This window comes from Micromonospora sp. ATCC 39149 (genome assembly GCF_000158815.1).
Classification (GTDB): Bacteria; Actinomycetota; Actinomycetes; order Mycobacteriales; family Micromonosporaceae; genus Micromonospora.
This window is the reverse complement of the sequence record NZ_GG657738.1, coordinates 1,243,596-1,269,958: the sequence shown is the minus strand read 5'-3', so window position 1 is coordinate 1,269,958 and position 26,363 is coordinate 1,243,596. Positions and strand designations below refer to the sequence as shown.

The 26,363-nt window shown below is 71.0% G+C and carries 20 protein-coding genes, 1 tRNA gene and 6 pseudogenes; 12 read left to right on the top strand and 15 right to left on the bottom strand.

All coding sequences use genetic code 11. The features are described from left to right. Nucleotides 1-120 precede the first annotated feature (120 nt). The 5 genes and pseudogenes from MCAG_RS05085 to MCAG_RS34480 form a co-directional block, all read right to left on the bottom strand. A complete protein-coding gene (locus MCAG_RS05085; RefSeq protein WP_007071902.1) occupies nt 121-1,389 on the bottom strand; it encodes a DUF58 domain-containing protein in 1,269 nt (422 codons plus the stop codon). A gap of 15 nt (nt 1,390-1,404) precedes the next feature. Beyond that, nucleotides 1,405-2,417, bottom strand: a pseudogene (locus MCAG_RS05080) (AAA family ATPase). A gap of 27 nt (nt 2,418-2,444) precedes the next feature. Beyond that, on the bottom strand, nt 2,445-5,075 hold the full coding sequence (locus MCAG_RS05075) for a fibronectin type III domain-containing protein (protein WP_036372399.1): 2,631 nt from the start codon (nt 5,073-5,075) through the stop codon (nt 2,445-2,447). Between the two features lie 154 nt (nt 5,076-5,229). Then, nucleotides 5,230-5,655, bottom strand: coding sequence for a fibronectin type III domain-containing protein (locus tag MCAG_RS33435; protein ID WP_050777880.1), 426 nt, complete (start codon nt 5,653-5,655; stop codon nt 5,230-5,232). Nucleotides 5,656-7,542: 1,887 nt separating this feature from the next. Beyond that, nucleotides 7,543-7,725, bottom strand: a pseudogene (locus tag MCAG_RS34480) (hypothetical protein); the annotation flags it as partial. 225 nt (nt 7,726-7,950) lie between these two features. Here MCAG_RS34480 and MCAG_RS05060 point away from each other — a divergent pair. Continuing rightward, nucleotides 7,951-8,034: transfer RNA gene (locus tag MCAG_RS05060), tRNA-Leu, on the top strand. A 338-nt stretch (nt 8,035-8,372) separates the two neighbouring features. Here the strand turns inward: MCAG_RS05060 and MCAG_RS05055 are convergent. Continuing rightward, nucleotides 8,373-9,623, bottom strand: a complete 1,251-nt coding sequence (locus MCAG_RS05055; RefSeq protein WP_007071896.1) for a hypothetical protein — start codon at nt 9,621-9,623, stop codon at nt 8,373-8,375. 498 nt (nt 9,624-10,121) lie between these two features. Here MCAG_RS05055 and MCAG_RS05050 point away from each other — a divergent pair. Continuing rightward, a pseudogene (locus tag MCAG_RS05050) lies at nt 10,122-10,550 on the top strand (transposase); the annotation flags it as partial. Nucleotides 10,551-10,992: 442 nt separating this feature from the next. Here the strand turns inward: MCAG_RS05050 and MCAG_RS05045 are convergent. Further along, nucleotides 10,993-11,502, bottom strand: a complete 510-nt coding sequence (locus tag MCAG_RS05045) for a DedA family protein (protein WP_036372397.1) — start codon at nt 11,500-11,502, stop codon at nt 10,993-10,995. A 221-nt stretch (nt 11,503-11,723) separates the two neighbouring features. Here MCAG_RS05045 and MCAG_RS05040 point away from each other — a divergent pair, with 221 nt between their 5' ends. Next, the gene (locus tag MCAG_RS05040; protein WP_050777879.1) at nt 11,724-12,824 is read left to right on the top strand and encodes a sensor histidine kinase; all 1,101 of its coding nucleotides are present in this window, start codon (nt 11,724-11,726) and stop codon (nt 12,822-12,824) included. Beyond that, a complete protein-coding gene (locus MCAG_RS05035; protein WP_007071892.1) occupies nt 12,821-13,519 on the top strand; it encodes a response regulator transcription factor in 699 nt (232 codons plus the stop codon). The genes MCAG_RS05040 and MCAG_RS05035 overlap by 4 nt, the downstream gene beginning before the upstream one ends. Here the strand turns inward: MCAG_RS05035 and MCAG_RS05030 are convergent. From MCAG_RS05030 to MCAG_RS05020, 4 genes and pseudogenes are all read right to left on the bottom strand, one after another. Then, nucleotides 13,462-14,106 (bottom strand): class I SAM-dependent methyltransferase, encoded by a 645-nt coding sequence (locus MCAG_RS05030; protein ID WP_050778155.1) that lies wholly within the window; start codon nt 14,104-14,106, stop codon nt 13,462-13,464. The two genes, MCAG_RS05035 and MCAG_RS05030, sit on opposite strands and share 58 nt — an antisense overlap. 481 nt (nt 14,107-14,587) lie before the next feature. Further along, a pseudogene (locus MCAG_RS36135) lies at nt 14,588-15,478 on the bottom strand (DUF4145 domain-containing protein); the annotation flags it as partial. A 243-nt stretch (nt 15,479-15,721) separates the two neighbouring features. Then, nucleotides 15,722-16,360 (bottom strand): SGNH/GDSL hydrolase family protein, encoded by a 639-nt coding sequence (locus MCAG_RS05025; protein WP_050778154.1) that lies wholly within the window; start codon nt 16,358-16,360, stop codon nt 15,722-15,724. A gap of 128 nt (nt 16,361-16,488) precedes the next feature. Continuing rightward, nucleotides 16,489-18,252 (bottom strand): phosphatidylglycerol lysyltransferase domain-containing protein, encoded by a 1,764-nt coding sequence (locus MCAG_RS05020; protein ID WP_050777878.1) that lies wholly within the window; start codon nt 18,250-18,252, stop codon nt 16,489-16,491. A gap of 169 nt (nt 18,253-18,421) precedes the next feature. Here MCAG_RS05020 and MCAG_RS32230 point away from each other — a divergent pair, with 169 nt between their 5' ends. The 8 genes and pseudogenes from MCAG_RS32230 (at nt 18,422) to MCAG_RS04995 (ending at nt 24,249) form a co-directional block, all read left to right on the top strand. Beyond that, the gene (locus MCAG_RS32230) at nt 18,422-19,447 is read left to right on the top strand and encodes a hypothetical protein (protein WP_157547902.1); all 1,026 of its coding nucleotides are present in this window, start codon (nt 18,422-18,424) and stop codon (nt 19,445-19,447) included. Nucleotides 19,448-19,456: 9 nt separating this feature from the next. Further along, on the top strand, nt 19,457-19,597 hold the full coding sequence (locus MCAG_RS34475) for a hypothetical protein (RefSeq protein WP_157547900.1): 141 nt from the start codon (nt 19,457-19,459) through the stop codon (nt 19,595-19,597). Nucleotides 19,598-19,785: 188 nt separating this feature from the next. Next, nucleotides 19,786-20,493 (top strand): esterase family protein, encoded by a 708-nt coding sequence (locus MCAG_RS32220; RefSeq protein ID WP_157548410.1) that lies wholly within the window; start codon nt 19,786-19,788, stop codon nt 20,491-20,493. After that, nucleotides 20,402-20,782: pseudogene (locus tag MCAG_RS36130) on the top strand (transposase); the annotation flags it as partial. The gene MCAG_RS32220 and the pseudogene MCAG_RS36130, both read left to right, overlap by 92 nt. Before the next feature lie 87 nt (nt 20,783-20,869). Beyond that, nucleotides 20,870-21,043 (top strand): annotated as a pseudogene (locus tag MCAG_RS34465) (IS256 family transposase); the annotation flags it as partial. A gap of 690 nt (nt 21,044-21,733) precedes the next feature. Beyond that, nucleotides 21,734-22,117 carry a VOC family protein gene (locus tag MCAG_RS05005; protein ID WP_007071883.1) on the top strand — a complete coding sequence of 128 codons (384 nt, stop codon included), beginning with the start codon at nt 21,734-21,736 and terminating at the stop codon, nt 22,115-22,117. 125 nt (nt 22,118-22,242) lie between these two features. After that, the gene (locus MCAG_RS05000) at nt 22,243-22,713 is read left to right on the top strand and encodes a hypothetical protein (protein WP_007071882.1); all 471 of its coding nucleotides are present in this window, start codon (nt 22,243-22,245) and stop codon (nt 22,711-22,713) included. A gap of 300 nt (nt 22,714-23,013) precedes the next feature. Next, complete coding sequence (locus MCAG_RS04995) at nt 23,014-24,249, top strand: IS110 family transposase (protein WP_007071881.1); 1,236 nt, start codon at nt 23,014-23,016, stop codon at nt 24,247-24,249. A gap of 123 nt (nt 24,250-24,372) precedes the next feature. On the opposite strand, the gene MCAG_RS04990 is transcribed toward MCAG_RS04995, so the two are convergent. The 4 genes from MCAG_RS04990 to MCAG_RS04980 all read right to left on the bottom strand — a co-directional run bounded on the left by MCAG_RS04990 (nt 24,373) and on the right by MCAG_RS04980 (nt 26,351). After that, entirely contained in the window at nt 24,373-24,681 is a 309-nt protein-coding gene (locus tag MCAG_RS04990) for a hypothetical protein (protein WP_007071880.1), read from the bottom strand. Between the two features lie 160 nt (nt 24,682-24,841). Next, complete coding sequence (locus MCAG_RS04985; protein ID WP_036376405.1) at nt 24,842-25,171, bottom strand: cold-shock protein; 330 nt, start codon at nt 25,169-25,171, stop codon at nt 24,842-24,844. Between the two features lie 64 nt (nt 25,172-25,235). Continuing rightward, nucleotides 25,236-25,553 (bottom strand): hypothetical protein, encoded by a 318-nt coding sequence (locus MCAG_RS30430; RefSeq protein ID WP_232290088.1) that lies wholly within the window; start codon nt 25,551-25,553, stop codon nt 25,236-25,238. Between the two features lie 99 nt (nt 25,554-25,652). Beyond that, nucleotides 25,653-26,351 carry a TetR/AcrR family transcriptional regulator gene (locus tag MCAG_RS04980; RefSeq protein ID WP_007071877.1) on the bottom strand — a complete coding sequence of 233 codons (699 nt, stop codon included), beginning with the start codon at nt 26,349-26,351 and terminating at the stop codon, nt 25,653-25,655. Nucleotides 26,352-26,363 lie beyond the last annotated feature (12 nt).

Here is a 26,363-nt window from a genome sequence, read left to right as displayed (position 1 = left end):
CCGCCGCACCGACCACCAGCCAGGTCAGCAGCCCGCCCGCGTACACCCGGCCGAGCACCACCCCGGTCAGCGCGACCATCGCGACCAGCGCGAGCGGCAGGGGCGCGGCTCGCAGCACCCTCACCACCGGCGGACCCCGTCCCACTCGGCCGCGAACGCGGCCCCGTCGGCGGCGTCGACGACCACCATCCCCGTCACGCCGACCGGCGCCGGCTCCGTCGCCCCGAAGACCCCCACCACCACCGACGGGTACGCCCCGCGCAGCGCGCCGAGGTGCCCCAGCTCGTCCCGACCACCCGGCCCGGTGAGAAAAACCAGCGTGTCGCCGAGCCGCTCCCGCCGCAGCCGGGCCGTCGCCGTGCGCAACGCCGCCGCGGCGTCCCCGGCGTCCAGCCCGGCGGCGGCGAGCCGGTCCAGCGGGCCGCTCCCCGCGCCGGTGCCCCCCGCGGTCCCGACGGTGCCGGGCGGCGTCGCCGCCGCGCCGAACCGGGCGCGCAGCCGGCCCACCGGCCCCGCGCCCCACCGGCCGCCCCCGCCCCCGACGGGACCCTCCGGGGCACCCCCGCCCGGCCCCTCGGGGGCGACCAGCAGCAGCGACACCGGCAGGTCGGCGCGCACCGCCGCCGCGACCACCGACGCCGCCGCCTCGCACGCCGCCTCGAACGACTCCGGGGCCGGATGGGCGGTCGCCCGGTTGTCCAGCAGCACCACGATCCGGGGCAGGCTGGTGTCCACGTTCTCCCGCACCATCAGCTCGCCCACCCGCGCGCTGGTCCGCCAGTGCACCCGGCGCAACTCGTCGCCCACCACGTACTCCCGCAGCGAGTCGAAGGTGATCGACCCGTGCGGCACCCCGTCCACCCGGCCGTCGAGGCTGCGCCCCGCCCCCGTCGGCACCGCCGTCAGCGGGTGGATGCGCGGGTACACCCACACCGGCACCGTCGACGAGTACGACCGGGCCAGCGCCACCAGCCCCAACGGGTCGCGCCGGATCACCCGCAGCGGCCCCACCGGCACCACCCCCCGGCGGTCGGTCGGCACGTCGTAGCCGACCGTGGTGTCCCGGCCGGGGCGCAGCCGCAACACCGGCACCGGCACCGTCCGCTCGCCGCAGCGGTCCTCCGCGAGCAGGTTCGCCGCCCGCAGGCGCCCCGCGTTGCGCACCGTCAGCACCATCCGCGCTGGCTCGCCCCGCGACACCCGGTCCGGGTCGGCGCGCCGGGTCACCTCCAGCCGGGGCCGCCACAACGCCACCAGCAGCGCGTACCCCACCGCCACGGCCGCCGCCGCGCCGAGCAGCGTCAACTCCGGGTACGCGAACCGGAACCCGGCAGCGAGCAGCGCCACGGCAGCCACGAGCAGCCCGGCGCCCCGGGCGGTGATCCCCACGCCCCGCAGCCCGCCTCAGCCCCGCACCGGGGCGGCCGCCGGGGCGACCTGGCCGGACGGCAGCGGCACCGGCACCGAGGCGACAGCCTGGCGCAGCACCTCGGCGGCGGTCACCCCGCGCACCTGCGCGTCGGAGCTGAGCAGCAGCCGGTGCGCGAACACCGGCTCGGCGAGGGCCTTCAGGTCCTCCGGCATGATCCAGCCACGCCCGTCGATCAGCGCGTACGCGCACGCCGCCCGGGTCAACGCGATCACCCCCCGGGGACTCACCCCCACCCGCACCTGCGGGTGACCACGGGTCGCGGCGGCCAGCGGGACCGCGTACGCGTACAGCGGCTCGGCGATGTGCACCCGCCGGGGCATCCGCACCATCTCACCGACCGTGTTCGGTGTCGGCGATCGCCGGCAGCGCCTCGGGGGGAGCGGACCGTCGCCCCGCGCAAGCACATCCACCTCGAACCGCCTCGTCGGGATACCCGACGGACAGCTTCACCAGGAACCGGTCGAGCTGCGCCTCCCGGCAGCCGGTACGTGCCGTCCATCTCCACCGGATTCTGCGTGGCGACCACCAGGAATGGTTGCGGCACCGGATGGCGCACCCCGTCCACCGTGACGGTGCGCTCCTCCATCACCTCCAGCAGCGCCGACTGGGTCTTCGGCGACGCCCGGTTGATCTCGTCGGCGATGACGATGTTGGCGAAGACCGGCCCCGGGTGGAACTCGAAGCCCCGGGTGGCCTGGTTGAAGATGGTCACCCCGGACACGTCCGAGGGCAGCAGGTCCGGGGTGAACTGGATGCGCCGCCACCGCCCCTTCACCGTGGCGGCGATCGCCCGGGCCAGGGTGGTCTTGCCGACCCCCGGCACGTCCTCCAGCAGCACGTGGCCCTGCGCGAACAGCGCGGTCAACGCCAGCCGGACCACCTGTGGCTTGCCCAGCACCACCGAGTTGACGTTCTCCGCCAGCCGCGCGGCGAGGGCCGCGAAGCCCTGCACCTCCGGCTGGGTGAGCGGTTCGTGGGTGTTCACGGCGGTGCTCCTTGCCTGGTGGCGCGGTCAGCAGGTCGGCAGGACGTTGATGTTGTCGCCGCCCTCCAGGTTGAGCCAGGCCCACGGGATGTAGTTCCTACCCTCGAACTCGACCCGTACCCACCAGGTGCTCTGCTTCTGGTCGTTGTAGATCCAGGAGTCGACGTTCTCGCCCTGCCTCCGGCAGTACGCCTTCAGCCGGGTGCCGGGCCTGGCCCAGCCGACCTGCTGGTCGTTGTCCTGCCGGGCGACCCGGAAGACCTCGTTGCCGTTGCGGCCGGCTACCTCCCTGTCGCAGTACGTCCGCTGGTCGCCGTCGGGCCCGTTGTTGCACGTCGCGACCCCGTACAGCGGGTCGGTGCTCTGCGCCCGCCTCGCGGTGCCCTCGCCGGCGGCGTTGCTCGCCGTCACCGTCGCCGTGTACGCGGTGCCCGGCGTCAGGCCCGGCACCGTGGCGCTGGCGCAGTTGCGTGCGGTGACCGGATTCTCGCCCGGGACACTGACCGTGCAGGTGGCCTGCCCGCCCCCGGCGTCCACCGTGAAGGTGACCGTGACGGCCGTGGCCGTGGCCGACGAGCCGGTGACCGTGACCCGGGGCGGCGCGACGGTGCGGGCGGTGGCCGTCGCCGCCGCGCCCGGACCCGCCTCGTTGACCGCCTTCACCGCCACCGTGACGTTCTGCCCGTCACCCAGACCGTCCACGGTGGCCCGGGTGTCGGTCACCTCGCTGCTCCGGCCACCAACGTCCACCAGATACTTCGTCACGGGCCGACCGTTGGCCGCAGCCGGCGACCACTGCACCGCGATGGTGCCCGACCGGTTCGCCACCGTCGTCGCCCGCAGGTCGACCGGCGCGCCGGGCGCGGCGAACGGCACCACGCTGTTGCTCACCGGGGAAGCCGCCGACCCGGCACCCCGGTCGTTGACCGAGACGACGGTGAACGCGTACTGCGTGCCGTATTCCAGCTCGCCGGCCGGCACGACCAGCTCCGTCTTCGTCGACTCGCCGGCCGGGGCGTTCGTGCCGGCCGAGGTCGCCGTCACCGCGTACTTCGCGATGGTGTTGCCCTGGCCGTTCGCGGCCGGCCACGTCACCAGCACCGTGCCGTCGGGCCGGGCCTGCGCGGTGACGCCGGACGGCGGGTCCGGCACCGCCGCAGTCGGGGTGACGGGGTTGCTGGTCCGCATCGGGCCCTCGCCCTTGGCGTTGACCGCGTGCACCGAGAACCGGTACGTCTCGCCGTTGGTCAGGCCGGTGATCTCCACCGACCGCTGGTTGGCGCCCACCTCGCGGCGCTGGCCGGCACCCTGCACCACGTACCGGATGATCTCGGCGCCGTTCGCGGCGGCCGGCCGCCAGCTCACCCGGGCCTGCGTGTTGCCGGCCGACGCGGTGACGCTGCGCGGCGCGCTCGGCTTGCCGACCTTCGGCTTCTTCGGCGGGGGCGGCGGCGGGGGCACCGGTGGCGGGTCGCCGCCGAGCACGTCGTTGGCATACTTGTTGACCTCGCGCACCCGGTGCTTGTCGTCGACCACCCGCGCCGTCGACGAGTCCGGCGCGTTGATGAACAGCCGGTTCTCCCGCACCTCCAGCTCCAGGGGACCGGTGGAACCCTTGCCGCCGATCGTGTCGACGAGCTGACCGGCGGCGTCGAAGGCGTAGACGGTGCCCGTCGTCTCGTCGGCGCAGTAGTAGCGGTCCGCCCAGGCCACGGCCGGGCTGAGCCCGTCGCCCCGGCCCGGCACGGTGAACTGCCGCTCCTCGCCGCCGGTGCCGATCACGTGCACCTTCCGCTCGGCGGGGACGGTCACCGGCACCTTCGGGCCACTGGTGCGCGCCGGTAGCGACCCTGGCCCGGCGATCGTCAGCGGGGTACGGACCACCTCGCCGCGCTGCACCCGCACCAGCGCGCCGGCCGTGCGGTCGAGCACCGCCACGCCGTCGTCCAGCGTGGAGACGACCAACTCGTGACTGGCCTCCGCGACGTCGTATGTCTCGATCCTCTTCGGCGAGATGCCGCCGCCGGGCGGCGCGGCCGAGCCCGGCTCGGACGGCAGCTCCGCCGCGGTGATCGCCGAGACGGTGCCCTCGGCCGGAACCGCGATCCAGAGCCGGCCCTCGCCGTCGAACGCCCCGCCGGTGATACCCGGTGGGTAGCGCACCGGCTCGCCGAACGGGGCCAGCGAGCGCGGGTCGAGCTGCCGGACGATGCCCTGCACGGCGTCCACCACGAACGCGGCGTCCTCGTGCAGCGCCACGTTGACGCCCAGCCCGGGAGTGGTCCGGGTGGTGGCGGTGATCTGTAGGGTGGCCAGATCCAATGAGCTGACCTGGCCGGTGTTCAGGTCGCGCAGGATCAGCAGCCGATCGGTCTGGGCTACCTGCATCGGGTGTCGTCGGGAGTCGGGGACCTCCACCCGGGTGTCCACCCGCGCGGTCACGCCGTTGACCCGCGCCAGCTCACTGCGCGCCGCGCTCCACAGCCAGCTGCTGGCGTCGTAGTTGGCCACCGCGTTGTCGGCGGCACCCAGCCCGAGGACGGTGAGCCCCATCGCGGCCAGCAGCGCGGTCACCGTGCCGACGGTGACCAGCCCGCCGCGCCAGCGGCGGCGTGGAGCACCCGGCTCCGTGGTCACGGCGTCGTCGATGGTGGCCACAAGCGGCTACCTCCCCGTTCGTCGTGGCAGGTGGGGCACCGTCCACCGGCGACCCTCCCGTGAGCCGGGTGCCATCATATGGCCACCCTGAGACAGGGGAAACCCGCACCGTCTCGCCGTGCGTACCCAGCGTGCGTGCCAGGTGGACGGATGTTCAGCGCGGTGTCGCGCCCGGCTCCCGCTGCGTGCAAACCTGCCCAGACGTGGCGAACGCGTCGGTCGAGTACACCGCGAGGACGGTGAAGCAGTAGTCCACCCGGGCGTTCAGTCCGTTCACCGTGTAACTGGTCTGCCCCGGGTCCACCGTGGCCATCACTCCCAGCTTCTGCCCGGCCCGGCCGCCGGCCACCATGAACGGCACCGCGCCGGCCGACGGGTCCGTCCAGGTCAGGGTGATCGTGCTGCTGTCGTCGCGCAGCTTTAGGTCACCCGGCGGCGGTCCGCCCACCGTCGGCGTTGCCGACGCCGCCGGCGGCCCCGTCTCCGGCGGAGGTGCCGCGTCGCGGCCGAAGACCATTACTGCGACGCCGACCATGATCACGAGGACGACCAGGGCCACCACCACGGCCACGACGATCATCACCCGGCCGCGCCCGGCGTTCTCCTCCTGTTGGTACGTCGTCTGCCAGGCCTCGCGCGGGGAGGGGTAGTCGTCGTCGACTCCCCGTCCACCCTGCTCAGGCCATGCCGGCCCGTCCGGCGTCCGCTGCCCGTCCGGCCCCTGCGTGGTCGGGCCGTGCCCTGTCTGTGCGTGCTCGGGCCAGGACGTCCGGTGGCCCTGAGGCCCCGGCGGGGGGCCGGGATCCGGCGGGGGCACGGGCGCGTTGGGATGCGGTGCCGCCTGGCCCCGGCCGATCGGCTGCGACTGGGCCTGAGAGATCGGCTGCGGCTGCGGTGGTGGCTGTTGCTGTTGCTGCTGCTCGGATGACGGTGACACCCGCGGTGGCGATGGCGTCGTGGGCGGTGCCGGGGCGGCGTTGGGCCCGACCGGCGTCGGGTCGGATGACGGTGACGCCTGCGGTGGCGATGGCGCCGTGGGCGGTGCCGGGGCGGTGTTGGGCCCGACCGGCGTCGGGCGAGGCCCCGGCGGGGGCCCGGGGGAGGGCAGACCCGCGCTTTCGGCGGGTGGGTGGCCCGGCCCGGCCGGCTCGCCGCCAACTGCCGGAGCCAGCGAACGCGGCAGCGCGGCGCTGCTCCAGGGCGGCGCGGTCATTCCCCACGGCGGCACGGGTGATCCACTGATCGGGGTGCCACTGACTGGAGCGCTGCTGACGGGTGGTGCGCTGACGGGTGGCCCGCTGACGGGTGGTGCGCTCACGGGCGGCCCGCTCACCGCAGGGCTGGAGGACGCTTCGGGCATGGGCTGGCCGCTGACCGGGGAAGCGCTCCCGCCGGGACCCGCCACCCCGCTCGCCGGTGCCGCGGAACCGTCGCCGACCGATCTGGCCGCCGAGCGGGCGGCCTCCTCCCGGAGCAGAGGGTCGATCTGCCGAACCTGGACGGTGGGGTTGTCCCAACCGCGCGCCCGGGCGGGCGGTGGCGACGGCTGCGGTGCCGGCTCGGCGGCCGCCCACGGCGCCGGCGAGGCGGGTGCGGCCTGGAGCGGTGGGGCCGGGGCAGCCGGGGTCGGAGCCGGCACCGTGGGCGTCTGGCGGTTTTCCTCGGCCGCGGGTTGCGGCGCCCATGCCGAAGCCGCGGCGGCCGGCGTGGGCCCGGCGGCCGGCGCCGCCGCCAGCGGCGGTTGCCGGGGCGCGACCGTTCCGCCGGGCGCGGCAGGCATGGCTGGCCGGTGCGTCGGCTCCCCGCCCTGGCCCGCGGATTCGGGCCGTGGAGGGGCCGGGATCCGCGGTGCCGGTGGTGCCGCCTGGGGAGCCCATGGTGAAACCGGCTGCTGCGGCGGCACGTTGGTGCGCGGAGGCGGAGCGGGCATCGCCGCAGCCTGCGGTGGCGGCGCGGAGGCCTGTGGTGTCGGCGGTACGGCCGGCGCTGTTGTCGGATGCGCCGGCTCCGGAGCTCGCTGGGTGGGGACCGGTGGGGCGAGCCTCGGCGGCCGGGACGGTGCCGGGATCCGGTGCGGAGGTGGCGGCGGTGGCTGCTGCGGCTGGGCGGAAACCGGCGGCGGGGGTGGCAGTTGGCGTGGGGGCGTGGAGACCGGCGCCAGGGTCATGGCCGATTCGTGCGGCAGGGGAGGGACGGGCTGCGCCGTGCCCACTCCCGCGCCCCCGAGATAGTGCCGGGCCGCCTGCACCGCCGGGTGGTCCACGCCGAGCACCGCAGGGCCGGAGCTGGCCACTCGGGAGTAGTGGCGGCGAGCCTCGTGTCGATTGCCCAGCTCCTCGGCGACCGAGGCGAGTTCGAAGGAGAACGCGAGCATCAGCGGGTCGGCGGGATTCCATCGGCGCTCGCCGGCCGCGATGGCCTCCTCCAGTACGCGCCGTGCGGCGGCTGGGTCGTCGGCCTCCCGGTGTAGCCGGGCCAGCAGGTGGGCGCTGCCCAGGACATCCGGATGGTCCTCGCCATAGCTGGCCCGGAGCGGGTTGAGCGCGTCGGCCAGCAGCCGGCACGCACCCGCGACGTCGCCGGCGGCGCGCAGCGCGAGCGCCTGGTGCTGGAGTGCGGCCAGGGGAGAGGGCTGTGACACGTCAGCCATGCTGCCCGCAGAGGGCACCCCGACGCCACCCGCCGTGCCCGCCATGATCGATCTGAGGCGCTCCCTGGCTGGCAGCCACCCACTCCGACCTGGGCGGACAGCGCGGCTGGAAGCTGATGTGCATGATCCACGAAGGCCGTGTACAGTAATGCCCCGTGCGGCCCACCGGGGCGGCCAGCGGGTGGTGAGACCCCTGCTGACCGACACGGTAGGCTGGGCGAGTAAGTCCGGGTGGCGGAATGGCAGACGCGCTAGCTTGAGGTGCTAGTGCCCGTATAGGGCGTGGGGGTTCAAGTCCCCCCTCGGACACCGGTACGTATCATTTGTGCACCGTATGACGTAGCGGTGGTCAAGTATGCTTGACCACCGCCAAAACTCCTCTGAGACGGAGCCCGGCACTGCTCGTAGTGGCAGGCTGGGTATGAGAGCTGCGACGTCACACGCCAGTTCGTCGGTCATCCCCGCTGTTGCTGTGCCCGGTCAGCCGGGCGGCGCACGCGGTGTTCCTCGCTCACCTGCCGCAGCGATGAAGCGGCCTCCGCTACCGCTTTCGAGCCTTGCCGTCACCCGCAGTCGCGTGGCTGTTTACGGCCTGGTCACGCTCAAGTCGGTACCAGTCACAGCCCGGTTCTCGGCCCATCCGAGAGCTACTGCTGGGACAGGCCCTGGCCGGGCAGCTCATCGGCAGGAGCAACCACAGCGGGCGGACCTCCTCGCCGGCCGCGCCTACGCCGCCGCGTTCCGGGCGGGCTGACCCGGGCCAGATAGTTGTCACGGACCAGCAGGCTCAGGGAGATGCTGCGCGACAACGGGTCGTAGAAGGCGGTCCGGTACTTCGGGTCTGTCGAGGTCGATGCCGCGAAATACACCATGGACAGCATGGCGAGAAAAGCAGCGGTCCGGACCAGCTCCCATGACGCGAACACCTCGATACCGAGAACCTGCGCCACCTGTGGCACACGACCGGTCCAGGTCTCGATGATGTCTGTGCCGATCGCCGCCATGCCGAAAATCACGAAGAACACGAACACGACCAGCGAGAACAGCACCGCCTGGAAGGTCTGGGCCAACGCCAGCTTGGCGACGATGTTGACCCGCTCGCGGCGGGACACAGGCCGGCGCGGCGGGTGCGCGTCCCCGTTCGGCAAGACCCCAGGCGGCCGATCCGCCTCGTGGGCGAGGGCGGCATTCGCCTCGCGCGGATAATCCGAGGCGACGATCTCCTTCATCTCGCTGAAGGAGATCGTCGCCGAAAAGCCGGCCACCGCGCAGGTCAGCACGGCCGCCATGGCCCAGAACCGTGACCCGTCGAGTGCGGACACGACCTGCCATACCTCGGCGGCCAGGAAGCCGAATACGGACAGCAGGACAAACAGGGGCAGCGCACGCCCGGTCATCTCTCGCAGCGCCGTTGTCTGCCGCAGCCCTTCGCGCACCGACCAGGCAAGAAGCGACCCGACGCCCAGGTAGTTCAAAAGGACCAGCACGGCAGTGGCAGCGATGTTGCCGGCAACGTCGCTGACGAAGTCGTTGCCCATCAGGGAGTTCAGATACGGCGCGAGCACGACGGCAACCGCGGTCGCCACGACCGCGGTAACGACCGGCAGCGTTCGGGACATGGTGGAATCGATCCGCCGAGCCGCCCATCGGGCCGCCAGCAATGGTAGGACCAGGAGCGCCACCAGGACAAGGAGCTGCAGGGGGCGCAATGGCTGCTCCGCCTGCGGCCCGCCCTGCTGCAGTGCGTCCAGGGCGGTGGACAGAAGCTCCCAGGTCGAGATCAGCAGCAGGGGCGGCAGTACGCGAGCGGCTGTCAGTGGGCGGACACCGACAGTGAAACTGGGCAGCCCCTGACGATCGAACCATCGCTCGAAGGCGCGCCGCTGTCGGTCGCCCACGATTGTCTACCTCCCACACGTCGGTCGCAGCCGTACCGGGCCACTGACGTACACCGCGCCTTGTCACGCACTGATCAACGGAACCCGATTACGCACCGTCGGCACGCATCGGCGGGCCCGTCCACGACGTGCGATACGTCCTCGACCAGTCGCCACCGCAGTGTACGCAGGGGCGGGACGGGTTTCATTCGCCCAGGAGCCTGCCCGAACACTCCTCGCGTAGCTACTACTCGTAACGCGGATTCGTGACGTACTCCGGGAACAGTTCGGAGGCAGGCCCGGCTGGGAGTGTCAAGCTAACACCCCTGTCTCACTTTCGGTGGTGACAGACAGTGGCCGGTGTCGTTGTTCCTATGTGGAGGACGTCAACAGACTTGTACAGACGGTGTTCTCGGGCTGTCCCCGCTGGTCGTCGAGGACGTGACCGACGAGGGTGAGCGGATCCTGGTGCTCGCCCGGACGCCGCGGGACACCGCGGTCTGCCCGAGGTGCGGGGCGTCGTCGGGACGGTCCACGGCTATCACTGGCGGACAGTGCCCCCGCCGGCTCGCCCGGGTGATCCTCACCAGACCCGACAACCTCACACCCGAGCATCGACATCTACTGGCACAGCTCACCGCAGCCTGCCCCGAGATGACCCAACTCGCCGCCATAGTCGGGCGCTTCGCCGAACTCCTGACGCCTCAACCGGGAAACGTCGACCGGCTCTCGCTCTGGACCGTCCAGGTCCGCGCGGCCGACCTACCTCATCTGCACGCCTTCACCCGAGGCCTGCAACGCGACCGCGACGCCGTGAACGCCGCGCTCACGCTTCCCTACAGCAACGGCCCCACCGAAGGCGTCAACACCAGAACCAAACGGATCGCCCGCCAAATGCACGGACGAACAGGCTTCACCCTGCTCCGCCACCGCATCCTCCTCGGATAACAGCACGCACCCTCCGTCACCACCGAAAGTGAGACAGGGCCGTTATTTGTACAGTCCCCTGGCGGAGCCGACCGACGCCTACGTCAGCAAGGAACACCTGATGGGCCTGGAGAGGAAGCTCGATATCCGTGGCCGGTCACGGATGAAAAGGCGGATCTGTCGAGGCCAACAACGGCAGCACCCAGAAGGCCCGCGGAAAGTAGCCGGAACGGAATGGTGGCCGGCCTCTCGCCCTCCGCCGAGAGCGTCACTCAACATCTGGGCACCTGAGCCGCGGACACGAGCGAGCGCGCAATCATGATCGCGTTGTTCGGTGATCGCGGCCCTATGGCGATCAACAACGTGCAGATGCCGGGTCAGGAACTCCGTTCGGTTTCGGATCGGCGGTTCAGATCGGAGCAGGAGCGTCGCGGAGTCGGGCCGGCGCTGTGCTGCCGTGCTGTTATCCCGCGGTACCCGCGGCGTAGCCGATCAGGATGGTGCCAGGTGCCCACACCGCGACGGCGACGGCGTCGTACACGAGGAACCGGCGGTAGTGCATGCCAGCGACGCCGGCCACCCGCGGCACGAGCGTGCGTACGAACGCGGTACACCGGCCGATCGTGACGGCGATCCCGCCGCGTCGCACCAGGTGCTCGGCATGCCGCCAGCGTCGGCTTCCGATGCGCCGGCCCAGTCGACCGGTGCGCAGCCGGGGGCCGATGACGCGGCCCTCCCAGTAGCCGACCGAGTCGCCGAGCAGCGCGGCCAGCACCGCGACTGCGGTCGTCACCGGCAGGTCCAGCGTGCCGGTGGCCGACAGTGCGCCGAGTGCCAGCATGACCGACGCGGCCGGCACGAACGCGCCGAGGAGCACCCCGACCTCGGCCGCGATCAACAGCGCACCGGCGGCGTAAACGGCCGCAGGTGGCAGCTGCGACCCCCGCTCCACCAGCCAGATTCCCAGATCCATTTCCTGACCGTAGGCGGGCCGCAGGGCGTCCGGCCTCGATCGATCGGGCCCGGACGCGGCCGGTGCGTCGGCCGGCCGACCGGTGGATCGAGGCACGCCGGCCGATCGAACGAGACCCTTCGGCCGGTGGTGGTCCGTATCGTCGCGGTGTGGACGTGACAGCGCGCTGGCCAGCCCGCCCGGTGCTGTTGTGCACGACGACCGGTACCGTTGTCGCCGTAGTGAACACGCTGCTCGACTGGCCGATCGGGACGGCGCAGCGGTGCATCGCGATCGCCTTGGCCGTCGCGAGCGGCCTGCTGCTCGGCACGCTACCCAGGTGGCCGCTGGTCGCGGTCGGCGCCGAGGCGGTCGTGGTCGTGCTGACCACGTGGTTCTCGCCATTCACCAATGCTGCAGCGCTGCTGTTCCTCCTCGTCGCGCTCGGCGTGCTCGGCCACCGTGCGCGTTGGCCGGTCACGCTGGCCGGTGCGGTCGCGACATACGCCGCGCTGGTGGTCCAGGCGTCGTTCGGCAGCGACATCGACGCGCCGTTGTCGACGCTGCTCGGCATGACTGCCCTGCCAGTGGTGGCCGGCCGCTACCTGGCCGGCCTGCAGCGGGCCCGGCGAGTGGCCGAGGAGCGGGCCGCGGAGGCCGAGGCGCGCCACAGGGCCGAGACCCATGCGGCGCGGCTGGCCGAGCGGGCCCGCCTCGCCCGGGATCTGCACGACATCATCGCGCACCACGTGGGCGCGATGACGCTGCGGGCCAGCGTCGGCACGCTCGCGCTGGACAACGGCGGCGACCCGGCGGTGGCCCGCGCCGCGCTCGTCGACGTCGCCACGGCCGGGCGTCAGGCGCTGGACGAGCTGCGCAGCGTGCTGGCGGTGCTGCGCGACCCGGATGCGGTCGACGCCGGCGAGGGGTCGGCGTTGGTGACCGACCCGGAGGCGACACTTGTCGACGCGATCGACCGGCTGCGCCGGGCGGGCATGCCGGTCACCTCCGAGGTCGACCCGCGGCTGGCCGACACCTCGCTGCTGGTTCGCACCACGGTGGTCCGGGTCGTGCAGGAGGCGTTGACCAACGTCCTCAAGCACACCGGCCCGGGCACGGAAACCACGGTCGGCGTCACGGTTTCCGGCACCGGCGCGGTGCGCGCGGTGATCGAGAACGCGCCGCCGTCGGGGCCGGGACCGATGCCGCTTCCGGCATCCGGTCAGGGGCTGGACGGGATGCGGCAGCGGGTCGCCGTGCTCGATGGCACGCTGACCGCCGTCCCGACGTCCCGGTCGGGATGGCGGGTCGAGGCGAACCTGCCGGGCAAGGGGCAGGCATGATCCGTGCGCTCGTCGTCGACGACCAGGGCCTGGTCCGGGCCGGCATCCGGGTCCTGCTCGACACCGCACCCGACATCGAGGTGGTCGGGGAGGCGGCCGACGGGCACAACGCGGTGCGGCTGGTCGAGCGGTTGCGCCCGGACGTCGTGTTGATGGACATCCGCATGCCCCGCGTCGACGGAATCGAGGCGACCAGGCGGTTGCTGGCCGCGGCACCGTTGACGAACGTGCTCATCCTCACGACGTTCGCCGACGACGATAGTGTCTACGGCGCGTTGAGCGCCGGTGCGGTGGGATATCTCGTCAAAGACGGCGAGCCGGCCGACATGCTCGACGCGGTGCGCCGGGCCGCGCGCGGCGAGCCGCTGCTCGCACCGTCCGTGCTCGCCCGCGTCGTCGACCGGGCCCGGCGCTCCCACGCCGCCGACCGGAACGGCGACATCGAGCAGCCTGACACCGCGGTCCTGGCCGCGCTCACCGCCCGCGAGCGCGACGTGCTCAGCCTCGTCGGCGTCGGGCTTTCCAACGCCGAGATCGCCCGTGACCTGAACGTCGGTGTGACGACGGTGAAGACGCACATCGTGGCACTGCTGGAAAAGCTCGGTATTCGCAACCGGGTGCAGGCCGGCATCCTCGCTCACCGGCTCGGCCTCGTCGACGAGCAGTTCCGCCCATGTCGGGCACCGGCGGACTGATGCCGTGGCCGGCGAGCGTGGTAGACCAGCGCCGGCGGCAGGTTCGCCCACACCGTGCGGCCGACCACCACCTCCTCGAAGACGCCGGTTAGTCGGTTGCGCAGCCGCCGGGCCGGGCTGGTCCAGCTCGCGTGCAGGTACGCGAACGTGGTGAACGCGCCGTGCGGCGCCATGCCGGCGACGATCGCCGCCATCGTCCGGTCCACCAGCGCGGCGGGCAGCACCGTCCAGGGCAGCCCGCTCACCACCACGTCGGCCGGTGGCAGCCCGTACGCGGCGAGCACGTCCGGCAGGTCTTCGGCGGCCGCCGCCACCACGTCCACCATCGGAAACCGACGCCTCAGCAGCGCGGTGAACACCGGGTCAACCTCCAACGCCAAGTGGCACCCTCGACCGCCAAGCCTGCGCTGAATGAGCTCGGTGAACGCGCCAGTGCCCGGCCCGAGCTCGACCACCACAGGATGACCGGTGTCCGGCACCGGCACCGTGGCCCGCCACGCGAGCCGCGACGAACTCGGTGCCACCGCGCCGACGCGCCGCGGGTTCTGCAGGAACCGGCCTAGGAACAACGCCGTCTCTATCGTCACGACGCGCACGCTACGAGCCGGCACCCGGCCAACGCCTCGATCGGTTGGCCGCAACGTCGACCGGTCGATCGGTACGCGGGCCTACACGGCGCCGGTGAGGCGGGCGGTGAGCCGTCCTGCGACAGGAATCCGGCAACCGAGCGGCAGCACATCTGCTAAGGCCCGTACGTGAGCGGTTGCCTGACTCCCGCACGCCGTTCCCGGCCGCTCTGGTCCTGCAGCCAGTGTGCAGGACCGGGCCGGGTGCCACAGGTGCTGAACTCCATTGACGAGCAAGAACCGAGCCTCGGCTGATCTGGGCCAAGTGGTGGCCAGGACTGTGTGGGCGTGGCGGTCGGTTTCGGCGTACCAGGTGAGCTGGCCGCCGAGCACCAGCTCGACGGCCATGTCGAGCCCGCCGTACCCGGTGCAGAGGGATCCGATGCGTGGGGCGGTGGTGTGCGCAATGCTCACGCCACCGTCCCGCGCCCGGCGTCGGCTGTCACTGGCTCGTCGTGGGACGGCGGACTGGGGGACCTCCGCAGTCAGGCGTGGCCGAAGACCCCGCATAACAGTTCGGGCGCCCGTTCCGGGGCGGCCGAAGTCGGTACTCTACGACTGGCGGCGGATCTAATGGACCACGAAAAGGGCTCCGCTGAATGCTACGTACGCGATGATGAGGAGAGATGTCTCGAACGCAGCGGCCACGAGGAGCATGGCCGGCGTCCCGGCGGACTGCTGAACCGACTTCAGGTGGCTGAGGAGGGATATGCCATTGCTGCTCACTCTCTCGGGAGGCGTGCTCGGCGGTATCTTCTCCGGCTCTGTGCCGCGCTGCTGGGGGACCTGTGGAGCTTGTCCGCCTCGTCCTGCGGTCCGGCAGGGATCTCGCGCTTCGAGGACCCGGTGTCGACCGGGCGGAGGGAGGCGCGTCGGCTACCACGGTCGGCGGGTCCGGTGGCACGCCGTTTTGCGGCCTCGGTATCCCGCTGTTCTGCGACTTCAGCGGTACGCCGTTCTGCGGCTTCAGTGCGTCCGGCTTCGGGGTGCCCGTCCTCTTTGGCGGCACGAACGGCCCAACCCTCGCGTCCGGGTCGGCTGCCAGATGGAGCCACCGTCCCAGATCGAAGCAGTGCCGAAGGACCGAGAGGGAAAGTTCGGTGTCCCCGGCATCAGCGTGTGCCGCCCGATTTCCGGCGTGGCGTATGGCGTGGAAGGCTTCCTCGATTTCAGGGGTAATCACTCTGGCCGCTGCCAGCGCCTGGATTCGCATTTCCTGCCTGGCGTCCTTGCGGATCCGGGCTCGTGTTCTCCTGACGAGGTACTTGGCCAGTGTCTCGCCGAATATCCGGGCTTTCATCAGGGAAGCGTGTGGATCGGAATGGACGTACGATTCCGCTTCCTTCCCGTAGCGGGTGAGGCGTGGATCGTGGCTGGAGGTGGCCTATCCGGCGATCGTCGCCCGCGCCATGCTGACAGTCAGCGGAGGCGTGGGTCGTTCCCTGCCCGGGTGTCCACGGTCAGGGTCATCGCGCGGACGATATTGCCCGGGAGACGTAGGAGAAGTTCGTGGCGTCGCGCTCGTCGTCCACGTCAGGCCCGGGTTCGGGCTCGTCATGGGATGGCTGCGCCATGGTCATCTGCTGGCAGCTACGGCGGCGTGCGCCGTGCGGGCGATGAGTTCGTGGCCCAACGCGTTGGGGTGGTCGCCGTCGTCGGCGAGCAGGTCGGTGGGGTCCTGGTCTCCGGTGATGCCCTTGAATGCCGGGTAGGTGGGCACGTAGAGTGCGGCCGTCTCAGCGGCCGCGTCGTGCAGGGCATGGTTGACGTATCGGGTGGCGGTCGCCGACTGCGCCATGCCGGCATCGCCGTACTCGGCAAGCCCCACGGAGCCGTCCTTTACGACGTTCCAGTAGCCGAGCACAAGCACCGTGACGGGGCCGTCGTGCAACTCGCGGATCCGGTCAATCGTGGCGGCCACGTTGGCCCCGACTCGCGCCGCGATTTGCCGGTAGGTGCCGTCGCCGTCGCCGTCGGCGTCGAACGCGGCGGCCAGATCGTTCGCGCCAACCATGATCATGATGACGCCAGCCTGGCGCAGGTCGTCGTCCGTGTCAGGGGACTCGAGCTGCGCCCACACATCGCCGGAGCTGAAGCCGCCGCGAGCGAGGTTGACGGACGGGACGGCAGGCACCTGCATGCGGGCGTACAGGTCCGGGAAAGGCACGCAGTCGCAGGCCGACCCGGCTGGCACGGAGTCGCCGAGCGCGACCACCGCGCCCGGGGCGGCGGGCCCCGCCGTGGGTGGCGGCGGCGGTTCGCCGGCGCTGATCGCAGGCGCCAGGAGCACGGCGATCGCGGCGACGCGTCGCAGGGCGGTGCGTCGCCGCGCCCCCTCTGCCATCACCTCACCCCGAGCGGTTCGAGGGATGGCACGGAGGCGCCACCGTCGCCGCGCCGCGCCCGGCGCCACCCGGTCGGCAGGAACGCCTCCGCCTTCAGTACGGCCATGGCGATCCGGGGCAGGTCGCGGGCAGTAGGGAAGCACAGGTAACGCGACTGCCACTCCGGCTGGTACTTGGCGTTCGCCCGGTACAGCGACTCGATCTGCCAGAACCGGGAGGCCAGCCGCAGCAGTCGGTGCCAGATCCGCAGGACGGGCCCGGCCCCCAGCCCCTCGGCTCGGGCGAAGACCGAGCGCAGCACGGCGAAGTTCAGCGACAGCCGCCCCACGCCCAGGCCGGGTGCCGCCTCGATCGCGCTGACCACCATGAGCTCCATCACGCCGTTGACTGCGGAGCGGTCGCCACGCATGAGGTCCAGCGACAGCCCGTCGTCTCCCCATGGTACGAACTGCAGCACGCCACGCAGCCGCGCGCTGCTGTCGCGGCAGAGCACGAGCACGCAGTCGCCGTCCTGCGGGTCGCCGATGCGGGACAGCGCCATCGAGAAGCCGCGCTCCACCGGTCCGTCCCGGAACTGGCGGGCCGCACGTACCGCCTCCGCCAGTGCGGCCGGCGGCAGGTCGCGCTGGCGAATCACCTCGCTGGTGTACCCGGCACGCCTCGCGCGGGCAACCGCCTGGCGCACGGCGCGCATCGGCCGGCCCTCGAGGCTGAACCCGGCCGCGTCCACCACTGCCTCGTCGCCGATCTCCACCACGTCCAGGCCACTGCGGCGGTACGAACGTCCGCCGGAAGGGCCACAGCCGAGCACCGCCGGGGTCCACCCATGCCGGGCGCTGTCGGCCAGCCACGCGTCGATCGCCTGCGACCACGCATCCTGGTCGCCGATCGGGTCACCGGTGGCGAGGCTGACCCCGTTGATGACGCGATACGGCACGGCAGCCTTCCCCGATGGCGCCCACATCAGCAGCTTGTCCCTGCGCAAGGCGAAGTAGCCCAGCGAGTCGGCCGTGCCGTACCGGCGCAGCAGCTCGCGTAGCCGGTGGTCCTGTTCCACGGTCCGCTCGTCGGCATCGCGCCGGACGTGGCGCAGCAGCAGCACCGTGGCGGCGCCGACCGCGAGCAGCCCGAACGCGCCGGTGGTGAGGCTCACCGCCTCGGCGCCCAGCGCGTGCCGGAATCGCAGCGGGCCGGGTGCGCCGACCAGACCGAGCGCGGCGTGCTCTGCCCACAGCCGCACGCCCGGCGCACCGACCAGGCGGTTCGGCCGTAGGGCTATCTCCAGCATACCGAGCGTGAATCCGGCGCCCGCAAAGCCGGCGAACGCCGCCAGCGCGCGCCACGGACTGCGCGGATCGGTGACCGCCCGGAACTGGCCGTGCACCGCGACCAGCATGGCCAGCAGTGCGCCCGAGACCGCCGCCGCGTCAAAATCGAGCCCCTTGGCGATGTGCAGGACCATGCCGATGCTGGCCAGGAAGACGGCCAACCGCCAGGCGCTGCGCTTGCCCCGCCGCAGCCCCGCGCCCAGGTAGACCAGCAGCGCCCCGCTGACCGCCGTGGCCGCGCGGGCGGTGAGGACGCCAGTCATCGGCAGGTACTCCGCCAGGACCTCCAGCCCGCCACGACGCGGCGGCAGGAGCCAGGTGAGGATGGTGAACACGCCGGCCGCCTGTACAAGCCGGGCTACGCCGGCCCGCGTCAGCGGCGGGCGTGGCCGCCAAGGCTCGCCGGCGAATGCCGTGCCTCCGTGCGACGTCATCAGGCCATCATCGGCCGCCTCGCTGAGCCCGACCAGCGTGCACGCTGTGAATGACCTGAGCCGCCCACACCGCCGCGTTCAGCGATCCTCCAGCAAATGCTGCAGCTTCTCACAGCCAACAGGTGGACCATCAGCCCTACCCGGCACGGTTCAGGGCGTGGAGGTGTACATGGCACTGACTGGCATTTCGTTACTCGTCCTGGCAGGGCTGGCTGCCGTCGGGGCGGCCGCCGCAACCGTTGTCGGCTGGCGGCAGTTCGGCCGGCTCCGCATCCCGGCGCGGGTGGTGGGCGTGCTGCTGACGCAGACCCTGGTGCTGGTGACCGTGGGGCTGGCGGTCAACCGTTCCGCGCAGTTCTACACGAACTGGGACGACCTGCTGACTCAGGCCACCGCCGGCGACCGTCACCATGTCAGCACGCCCGGCAAGCTGGACCAGTGGGTGCGCCAGCACGACCACAGCGACTCCGCGCAGCCGTTCGCCTTGCAGTGGCGACCGAACGGGTGGGCCGACTGGCACCTGGCCGCCCCACCAACCGTCACCGTACCCACCGATTACCTGCGCAACCCCGGTTGGCGGTACCCGGCGCTGCTGGTCCTCACCAGCGCGGAGGACGGATGGGGCAATGCGGCCCCGACTGATCTGGCCCGCTCGGCGCAGACGGCGGCAGGACCGGCCGTGCTGATCTTCGCCCACACCACCCCGGCAACGTCGGTACCGGCGCTGGCCATGACGTTGCCCGACCAACTGAGCCGGGACCTGCGCGTCACCGGGCACAGCTGGGCCCTGGTGTCGTCAGCGCGGCAGGAGCCGTTCGCCCGCCAGGTGGTGCTGGCCGCACCCGGCCGCTATCCGGCGCTGGCGGTGGTTCCCACCGGTGCGGGGCGCGGCCGGCCCGCTGGCGCGGCCACACCGCAAGGGCTGCCGGTGGGCGTGACGGTAGCTGTGCTGGGCACTCCGGCGCGTACCGCCACCGGCAGCCCGGCCGCAGCGCCCCGTGTCGGCTCCACCGGGCCGTCCGGCTTGGACGCCCTGCGGGCGGCCCTGATCTGGGCGATCCGGCAGTTGCCCGCCCCTCTGCCCGAGTCCGCGCCACTGGTGCGGCAGGTGCGTACACCGCACGGCCAGCCCAGCCCGGCACCGCCGCCCCGCCCCGTGCAGCCGCCCGCAGGCACTGCCAACACGTCCGCTTAGGAGAGAAAGATGGCACCGGACAGCCTCGCGCTCCTGCTGCTCGCCGTCGCGGCGGCCGTCGTCGCCACCGTCGCGCTGGCAGTGGCCTGGGACCGCACCGCCATCAGCCGGCCGATCCGATCAGGGCCGGCAGCGCCAGCCTCTGCGTAGCAACCGCCCTCGCCGCTGCCCTGGTATGGGTCAACCGCCAGGTCGAAACCTACACCTCGTGGTCCGATCTGACGGGCGCACCACCGGCCGCAGCTGCGCTTTCGGATCCGCCGCCGCCCGGCGGTGGATCCGGTGGACGCCTGGTCAACCTCACCGTCCCCGGTAAGGCCAGCGGTCTCTCGTTGCCGATGATGGTGTACCTGCCGGCCGCCTACGACGCGCGCCCCACCGCCCGCTTCCCGGTCATCGAGGCCCTGCACGGCTACCCATCCTCACCGATGGGGTGGACAAAGACCCTGCGCGCACCCGAATACCTGGACCAGGAGATCGCCGCGGGTCGGATGGCACCGACCGTGATGCTGTTCCCGTACATAACGCCGGATCGGTTGCTGGACACCGAGTGCACCAACCTCAGCCACGGACCGCAGGCCGAGACGTACCTGACCGTCGACGTGCCGGCGGCCGTCAAGAGCCAACTGCGCGTACGGACCGACCGGGCCGGCTGGGGGCTGATCGGCTATTCGGCCGGTGCCTTCTGCGCCGCCAACCTGGCCCTGCGCCACCCGACCGAATACGCAGCCGCGGCCAGCCTCTCCGGCTACACCAGCCCAGGCATCACCGTCGGGGACGGCTCCGAGCACACCCTGAACAACGATGCCTGGCGCTTGCAGCACCTACCGCCACCCGCCATCGCGCTTTACCTTGGCTGCGCCCGCGCTGACCACCCGTCCCTGCGCAGCACCACCACCCTGGCCCGGCTAGCCCGCCCGCCGGTGAGCGTCACCACCGGATACGTCAACGGCGGTGGCCACAACGCTGGCACCTGGCTGGCGATGGAGCCAACCGCGTTTGACTGGCTCTCCAGTTGGCTGGCCCGACCCCTGGCAGCAGGCTGACGCCAGGTGCCCACCAACCATCAGGTGTCAAAGCGGCCGCCCCGGTGGGCTTCCCCTGAGATGTGGACACCCTGAGACTGGACGCTGGTCCAGAGAAGGGGTGCCCCCGCTGGGGCGTCCATCGAAGTGCACGGAAGAGTTCCGGCGTGACGCGGTCGATCTGGTCTGTTCGTCAGGACGGCCGATCAACCAGGTCGCTCGTGAGCTCGGGATGAGTCACGAGACGCTGCGGAACTGGGTCCGTAAGGAAGATCAGCACAGCAGGTCGGCCGGGGTTGTATCGGCGGGTGACGGGTTGTCAGTGGCGGACAAGGACGCCGAGATCGCCCGGCTGCGCCGCGAGGTAGCTGAGCTGCGGCAGGAGGAGGAGATCCTGCGCAAGGCAGCCGCCTATCTCGCGAAGGAGCTCATCGAGGCCGCCCAACAGCGGTGGCGAGCGGTCAACGCACCGCACCTCGTCGCGCTGGTCCGAGCCGGTGCGTGTTCCGAACGAGGCCAGCTCGTCGAACGACCCGCCGAACCCATCACCACGACCGCAGCAGCGGCCTGATCAAGATCCTCATCCACAAGTCTTGACTATCGCTCCCGGCGAGAACGACGGCTGCAGCGAGGCCTGCCAGCCCTCCGGATACCCCAAGGTAGGAGTGGGCCAACCACTTGGCCACCCCGGTACCCGGGGGCATTCCTGACTACGTGCTCGCCAGCGGCTATCGAGACTCCGACGGTGTCTTCACCTGGGGCGATGCATATGAGTGGGCCGCCCAAGACCCGGCCCACGGCTCCTACGCCTGCTACCACATGCTCGGCCTGTCGGAAGCAAGCTGCAACAGCATCTCCTGGAAATCGAACTCGGGAGGGCTGGCCGGCCTCGTCGCGGTAGCACTCGTAGCGGGAACCGCGGCCTGCGTCGTGGCAGGACCCGAATGCTGGGTAGCCGCAGGAGTCGCGCTACGAGCTGTCGGACCCGCGCTGACCCGGCTGGCCGCTTCCCCCGGCGGCCGAACCGCCACCAACGCCGCGGCAAGGGTGGGAGAGTTGCGGTCGAAGGCACAGCCGGACAGCACGGCAACCGAGCACCTTGGCCGGCGGGGATACGTCCGATAGGACCTGACCGTTAGCGGGAAACCCACGGGCCGCCTCCCGTCCGGTCGGGAAGTGGCTGACGCCGCTCCGGTTCTGCCAAGATCAGGTGTGCGCTCATGCCGATGACAGCGCGTCGTAGCCCGCGTACGTTGACGCCGTGGCGACTTTTTGGACCTTGGGATGCGATGCCGACGGTCCTCACCGGATCGCTGCCTTCTGGGCGCTAGCCCTGGGCTATGTCAAAGAATCCGGTTTCGACGAGCCGGACAACGCCTCCATCGTCGATCCGGATGGCCGGGGCCCTGCCATTGGTTTCCTGAAGGTGCCCGAGGGCAAGTCCGGCAAGAACCGTATGCATATCGATATCCGGGTGGCCGGTCCAGGCCCCTGGGACATGGTCGAGCGCGCCCGACTAATCCGGCAGAAAGTGCCCGACCTGGTCGCCGCCGGCGCGACGGTGGTCCGCGAGGAGTGGTACGGCGACGTCCTCGGGCACGTCGTCATGCAGGACCCCGAGGGCAACGAGTTCTGCGTCGCTTGATGCCACGGCCAGCGCCGTATACGGCATCCGGATCTACCGCCGAGCGCGCGTGACGGCCGGAGGGTCCAACCCGCTTCCGATGGCCTCCACATGATGGATGAGCCCCGCTGGACTACCGTGCATGCGTGCCCAAGCCTGTGGACCTGTCGAGTCCGGCTTCGCGCCGGGAAGCGCTCCGGATGGTGGATGTCGGTGACCCTCGTCCCCATCACGCGATGCTGCGGGATATTTTCGACCATGAGAGGGCTTGGCGCGAAGGCCCGGACAGTGGCGAGAGCGACGAGTACGAGCAGATCTACGTGACAGCCTTCTTGCTGTTTCTGATCGGTGATCCGGCAGACTCGTGCCGCCTGTATGGCGCGAAATTCCGAACCGGTGACATGGACTTGGGCGTCGGCTTTGACGCGCAAGCCATCTTCGGTGCCGGTCGGCACGAAACGCTGCGGTGGCTCGCGGAGAATGGGTACACCGACGAGTGCGCGCATCTTTCCGAGTGGTTGTTGCACGCGGAAGACCCGAGGATCGAAGACTGGGCTCGGCAAGTACGCGACTACTTCTACTCACCGGACGGCGTCCTTCTTCTGGACCAGCTCTGATTGTGAATCCCGTGGCCTGCTGCAACCGTTCATGCAGCGCGACCGGCGCATGCTCTTCTAATAGGTTCCGTCAGCCTGCTGGTGCAGGATGGCTCCGGTAGCGGCTGGCGGGTCAGCACTGCACTCTTCGGACCCCTTTGAGGTCTTGCGGCAGACCGTGCGCCCGTTGGTCGTGAGGAGACGGGACGGCTGATGGGATGACGTGCCCCGCCCTCTGGGCCTGGTGAGCACTTGGCTATTAGATCGCCGGCGTCTTCTCCACGCTGCTGATACGGGCGGGTGTCTGTGTGGGAGGCGAGGATGATCTGGGTAGGCGATGACTGGGCCGAGGACCACCACGACGTGGAGATCCTTGGCGAGGACGGGCGCCGGCTTGTCCGGGCGCGGTTGCCGGAGGGTCTTGAAGGTGTCGGTCGGTTGCATGCGCTGATCGCTGAGCACATGCCGGCGTCGTGGGCGGATCTGGATCCGGCCGAGGCGGCCGGGCGGGTGCGGATCGGGATCGAGACCGACCGTGGCACGTGGGTGCAGGCGCTGGTCGCGGCGGGGTATCAGGTGTATGCGATCAACCCGATGTCGGTGGCGCGGTACCGAGAGCGGCATTCCACTTCTGGTGCGAAGTCCGACGCCGGGGATGCGCACGTGCTGGCGGAGATCGTGCGTCTGGATCATGCCCATCACCGGCAGGTGGCTGGTGACAGCTCTCTTGCGGAAGCGGTGAAGCTGGTGGCGCGGGCGCATCAGAGCCTTGTCTGGGACCGCACCCGGCAGGTGCTGCGGCTGCGCTCGGCGTTGCGGGAGTTCTATCCCGCCGCGTTAGAGGCTTTCGACGACCTGGCCGCCGGTGAGGCCCTTGAGTTGCTGGACCGGGCACCGGATCCGGAGCGGGGTGCTCGCCTGCCGCGGGTCACGATCGTCGCCGCGCTGCGGCGTGCCGGTCGTCGTGATCTCGATGGCAAAGCTACCGCGATCCAGCAGACACTGCGCGCTGAGCAGCTGCGTCAGCCGCAGCCGGTGCAGAACGCCTACGCGGCGATCGTGTCCAGTCAGGTCCAGCTGATCAACGTTCTCAACATCGAGATCGCCGAACTCGGTCAGGTGGTGGCCTCACATTTTGGCCGGCACCGTGACGTTGAGCGTTACTTGAGCCTGCCCGGCCTCGGCCCAGTTCTCGGTGCCCGGATCCTCGGCGAGTTCGGCGACGACCCGCACCGCTACGTCGATGCCAAGGCCCGCCGCAACTACGCCGGCACCTCGCCGATCACTCGGGCGTCCGGCAGCCGCCGGGTCGTACTCGCCCGCTACGCCCGCAACCGCCGTCTCGCCGACGCCGTGCACCAGTGGGCGTTCTGCGCCATGCGCGGCTCACCCGGCGCTCGCGCCTACTACCAGGCCCTCCGCGACCGCGGCACCGGTCACCAGGCCGCCCTGCGCCAGCTCAGCAATCGTCTCGTCGGCATCCTCCACGGCTGCCTCAAGACCGGAACCACCTACGACGAGGCCACCGCCTGGGCCCATCTCCGATCCAGCACTTGACATCGAAGAACCATGGGATGTCTGCCGCGATCCGCTCGCTACCTAGCGTGATGAGTTGCGCGAGCGCGGGCGTGCTCAACTGCTGATTGCCGTGCATCCGAGCCCCGGCCTCCCCCGGATTCTTCACCACTCATCGCTTCGACGATGCGCAGGCGGCGGCCGACTTCCGGGGGCAGGATCCCAGGTGTCGTCAACCTGGTGGTCCGGAACGTCGCGGCCTCGGCTGGCGATCTTCCACTCTGGCGAGTCGCGCAGCTCGCGTGACCAGCGCCAAGCGCCCCACACCCCATGCGCCAGCATGGCGATCGCCATCACGAGCATGACGGCAGCGGCGACCCGCATGGGGCCGGATTCTCTGATCAGCAACGCCGTGGATCCGAGCGCCGCAACGAAACCGAGCAGGATGAGCGTCGCCGGATTGACGGGCAGCATAGTCCCACTATGACACCGGCCGGCGCTCGCCGGTGAGCGAGCCTCGGTGCCACAAGACCCATGCCGAATGTGTCCAGCCGTGAAGCTCTGGACCGGCGTGTACGAGTAGGAGTTCTCGGATCCAGGGCGCACAACTGCCGCTGTCCACCCGTCGGCCAGGTCACTCGTTGTCAAGCTCGCCGCCCCCTTCCGGCCCATCGAACGTGAGAACCAAGCGGCTGTGGTAAGCGCCTCCAGACGAGTGTCTCGACCTCAGCGGACTGGCCGGCTCAACGTCCTCCGTCCAGACCTTCACCGCCCGGAAGCTGAACCCGTCTTGCTCGACAGCCTCGGCCCGGAGCCATACGAACTGGCCCGCTGCGAGATGCCGAAAACCGCCCATCGCGATCGCCGAGAAATGCACCCAACAACCGCCCGGGACGGCCGGTCCGTCGATAACTCCCCAGCCCTCGTCCACGTGGAACTCACGCACAACACCGCTGTCGGCCACGACGCCAGTCTGCACGACCACGTCTTCTCGCCGTTACAAGATCACGAGCGCTCTCATGCCGCCGTCAACGCGCGTCGACCGTCACGGATGGCTGCCGACCATGATGCGCGTGGTTGGCCTCTGCCCTCTGGCTCGGGGTCGGCGACCTATCGAGCAGGGCGCCCAATTGAGCGGCGGATTCGTCGGTCAGACGATAGACGCCCTGGATGCTGAGGGAGCGTTCGAGACGGCCGTTGACGACGTACTTCAAGGTGCGCTGTTCTCCGCGTCGGTTGCGCCAGGTCAGCGCGTTGAGCAGGTCGCCGGGGACGGCGACGTCGAAGCGGATCGGTGTCGCTTCGACGTGTACCGGGCTCGCCCCACATCCATTGGCGCCGAGCATCGCCCAGGCGTCGTGACCCGGATAGGACGGGTGAGGTGCAACCACGGGCCGGTCGGGCGTTCGAGGACGTGTCGAGCGCGACAATCCCGTAGGTGCCGCTCATCCCGTGCCCGGACCCAGGGACGGTGCCGGCCTGCCGGGGGAGCCGTTGCGTAGGCGCTGCTCCAGGCCGTCGAGGATGAGGTCGAGGCCGACGGCGAACTCGTCGGCGTAGCTGTAGTCGGGGCGGAGCGCGTGCTCGGCCATTTCGGTGAGGTGGGGGAATGCGTCGGCGGGCAGGTGTTCGAACAGCCCGGCTGCGACGGCCTCCCGTTCGTCGGCGGTCGTGAACGGCAGACTTGCCTCCTGGATCACAAAGCCGTACACGTAGCTGTCGATCAGAGAGAACGCGGTTGCCGCGCCGGCGATGTCGAAGCCGGCAGCGCGCAGGCAGCCTATTACGGCGTCATGGTGGCGTAGCGTCGCCGGGCTGGGGCTGACGCGGGAATCCATCAGCGACACCGCCCACGTATGACGGCCGAGCACGGCGCGGGCCGAGGCGGCCCGGCGACGCATGGCGGCACGCCAGTCCTCGTTAAGAGTGGGCAACTCGATCTCAGCGAAGATCAGGTCGACGAGCGCGTCGATGATCTCGTCCTTGCTGCGAACGTAGTGGTACAGCGACATGGCCTCCACGCCGAGCAGTTGGGCGACCGCGCGCATCGAAACGGCCGCGACGCCACGCTCGTCAGCCACCTCGACCGCTGCCCTTAGGACAGCATCGCGGCTGAGCGGCGTCGTTCGGCTTCGTGGTGCCATCGGGCCCTCTCG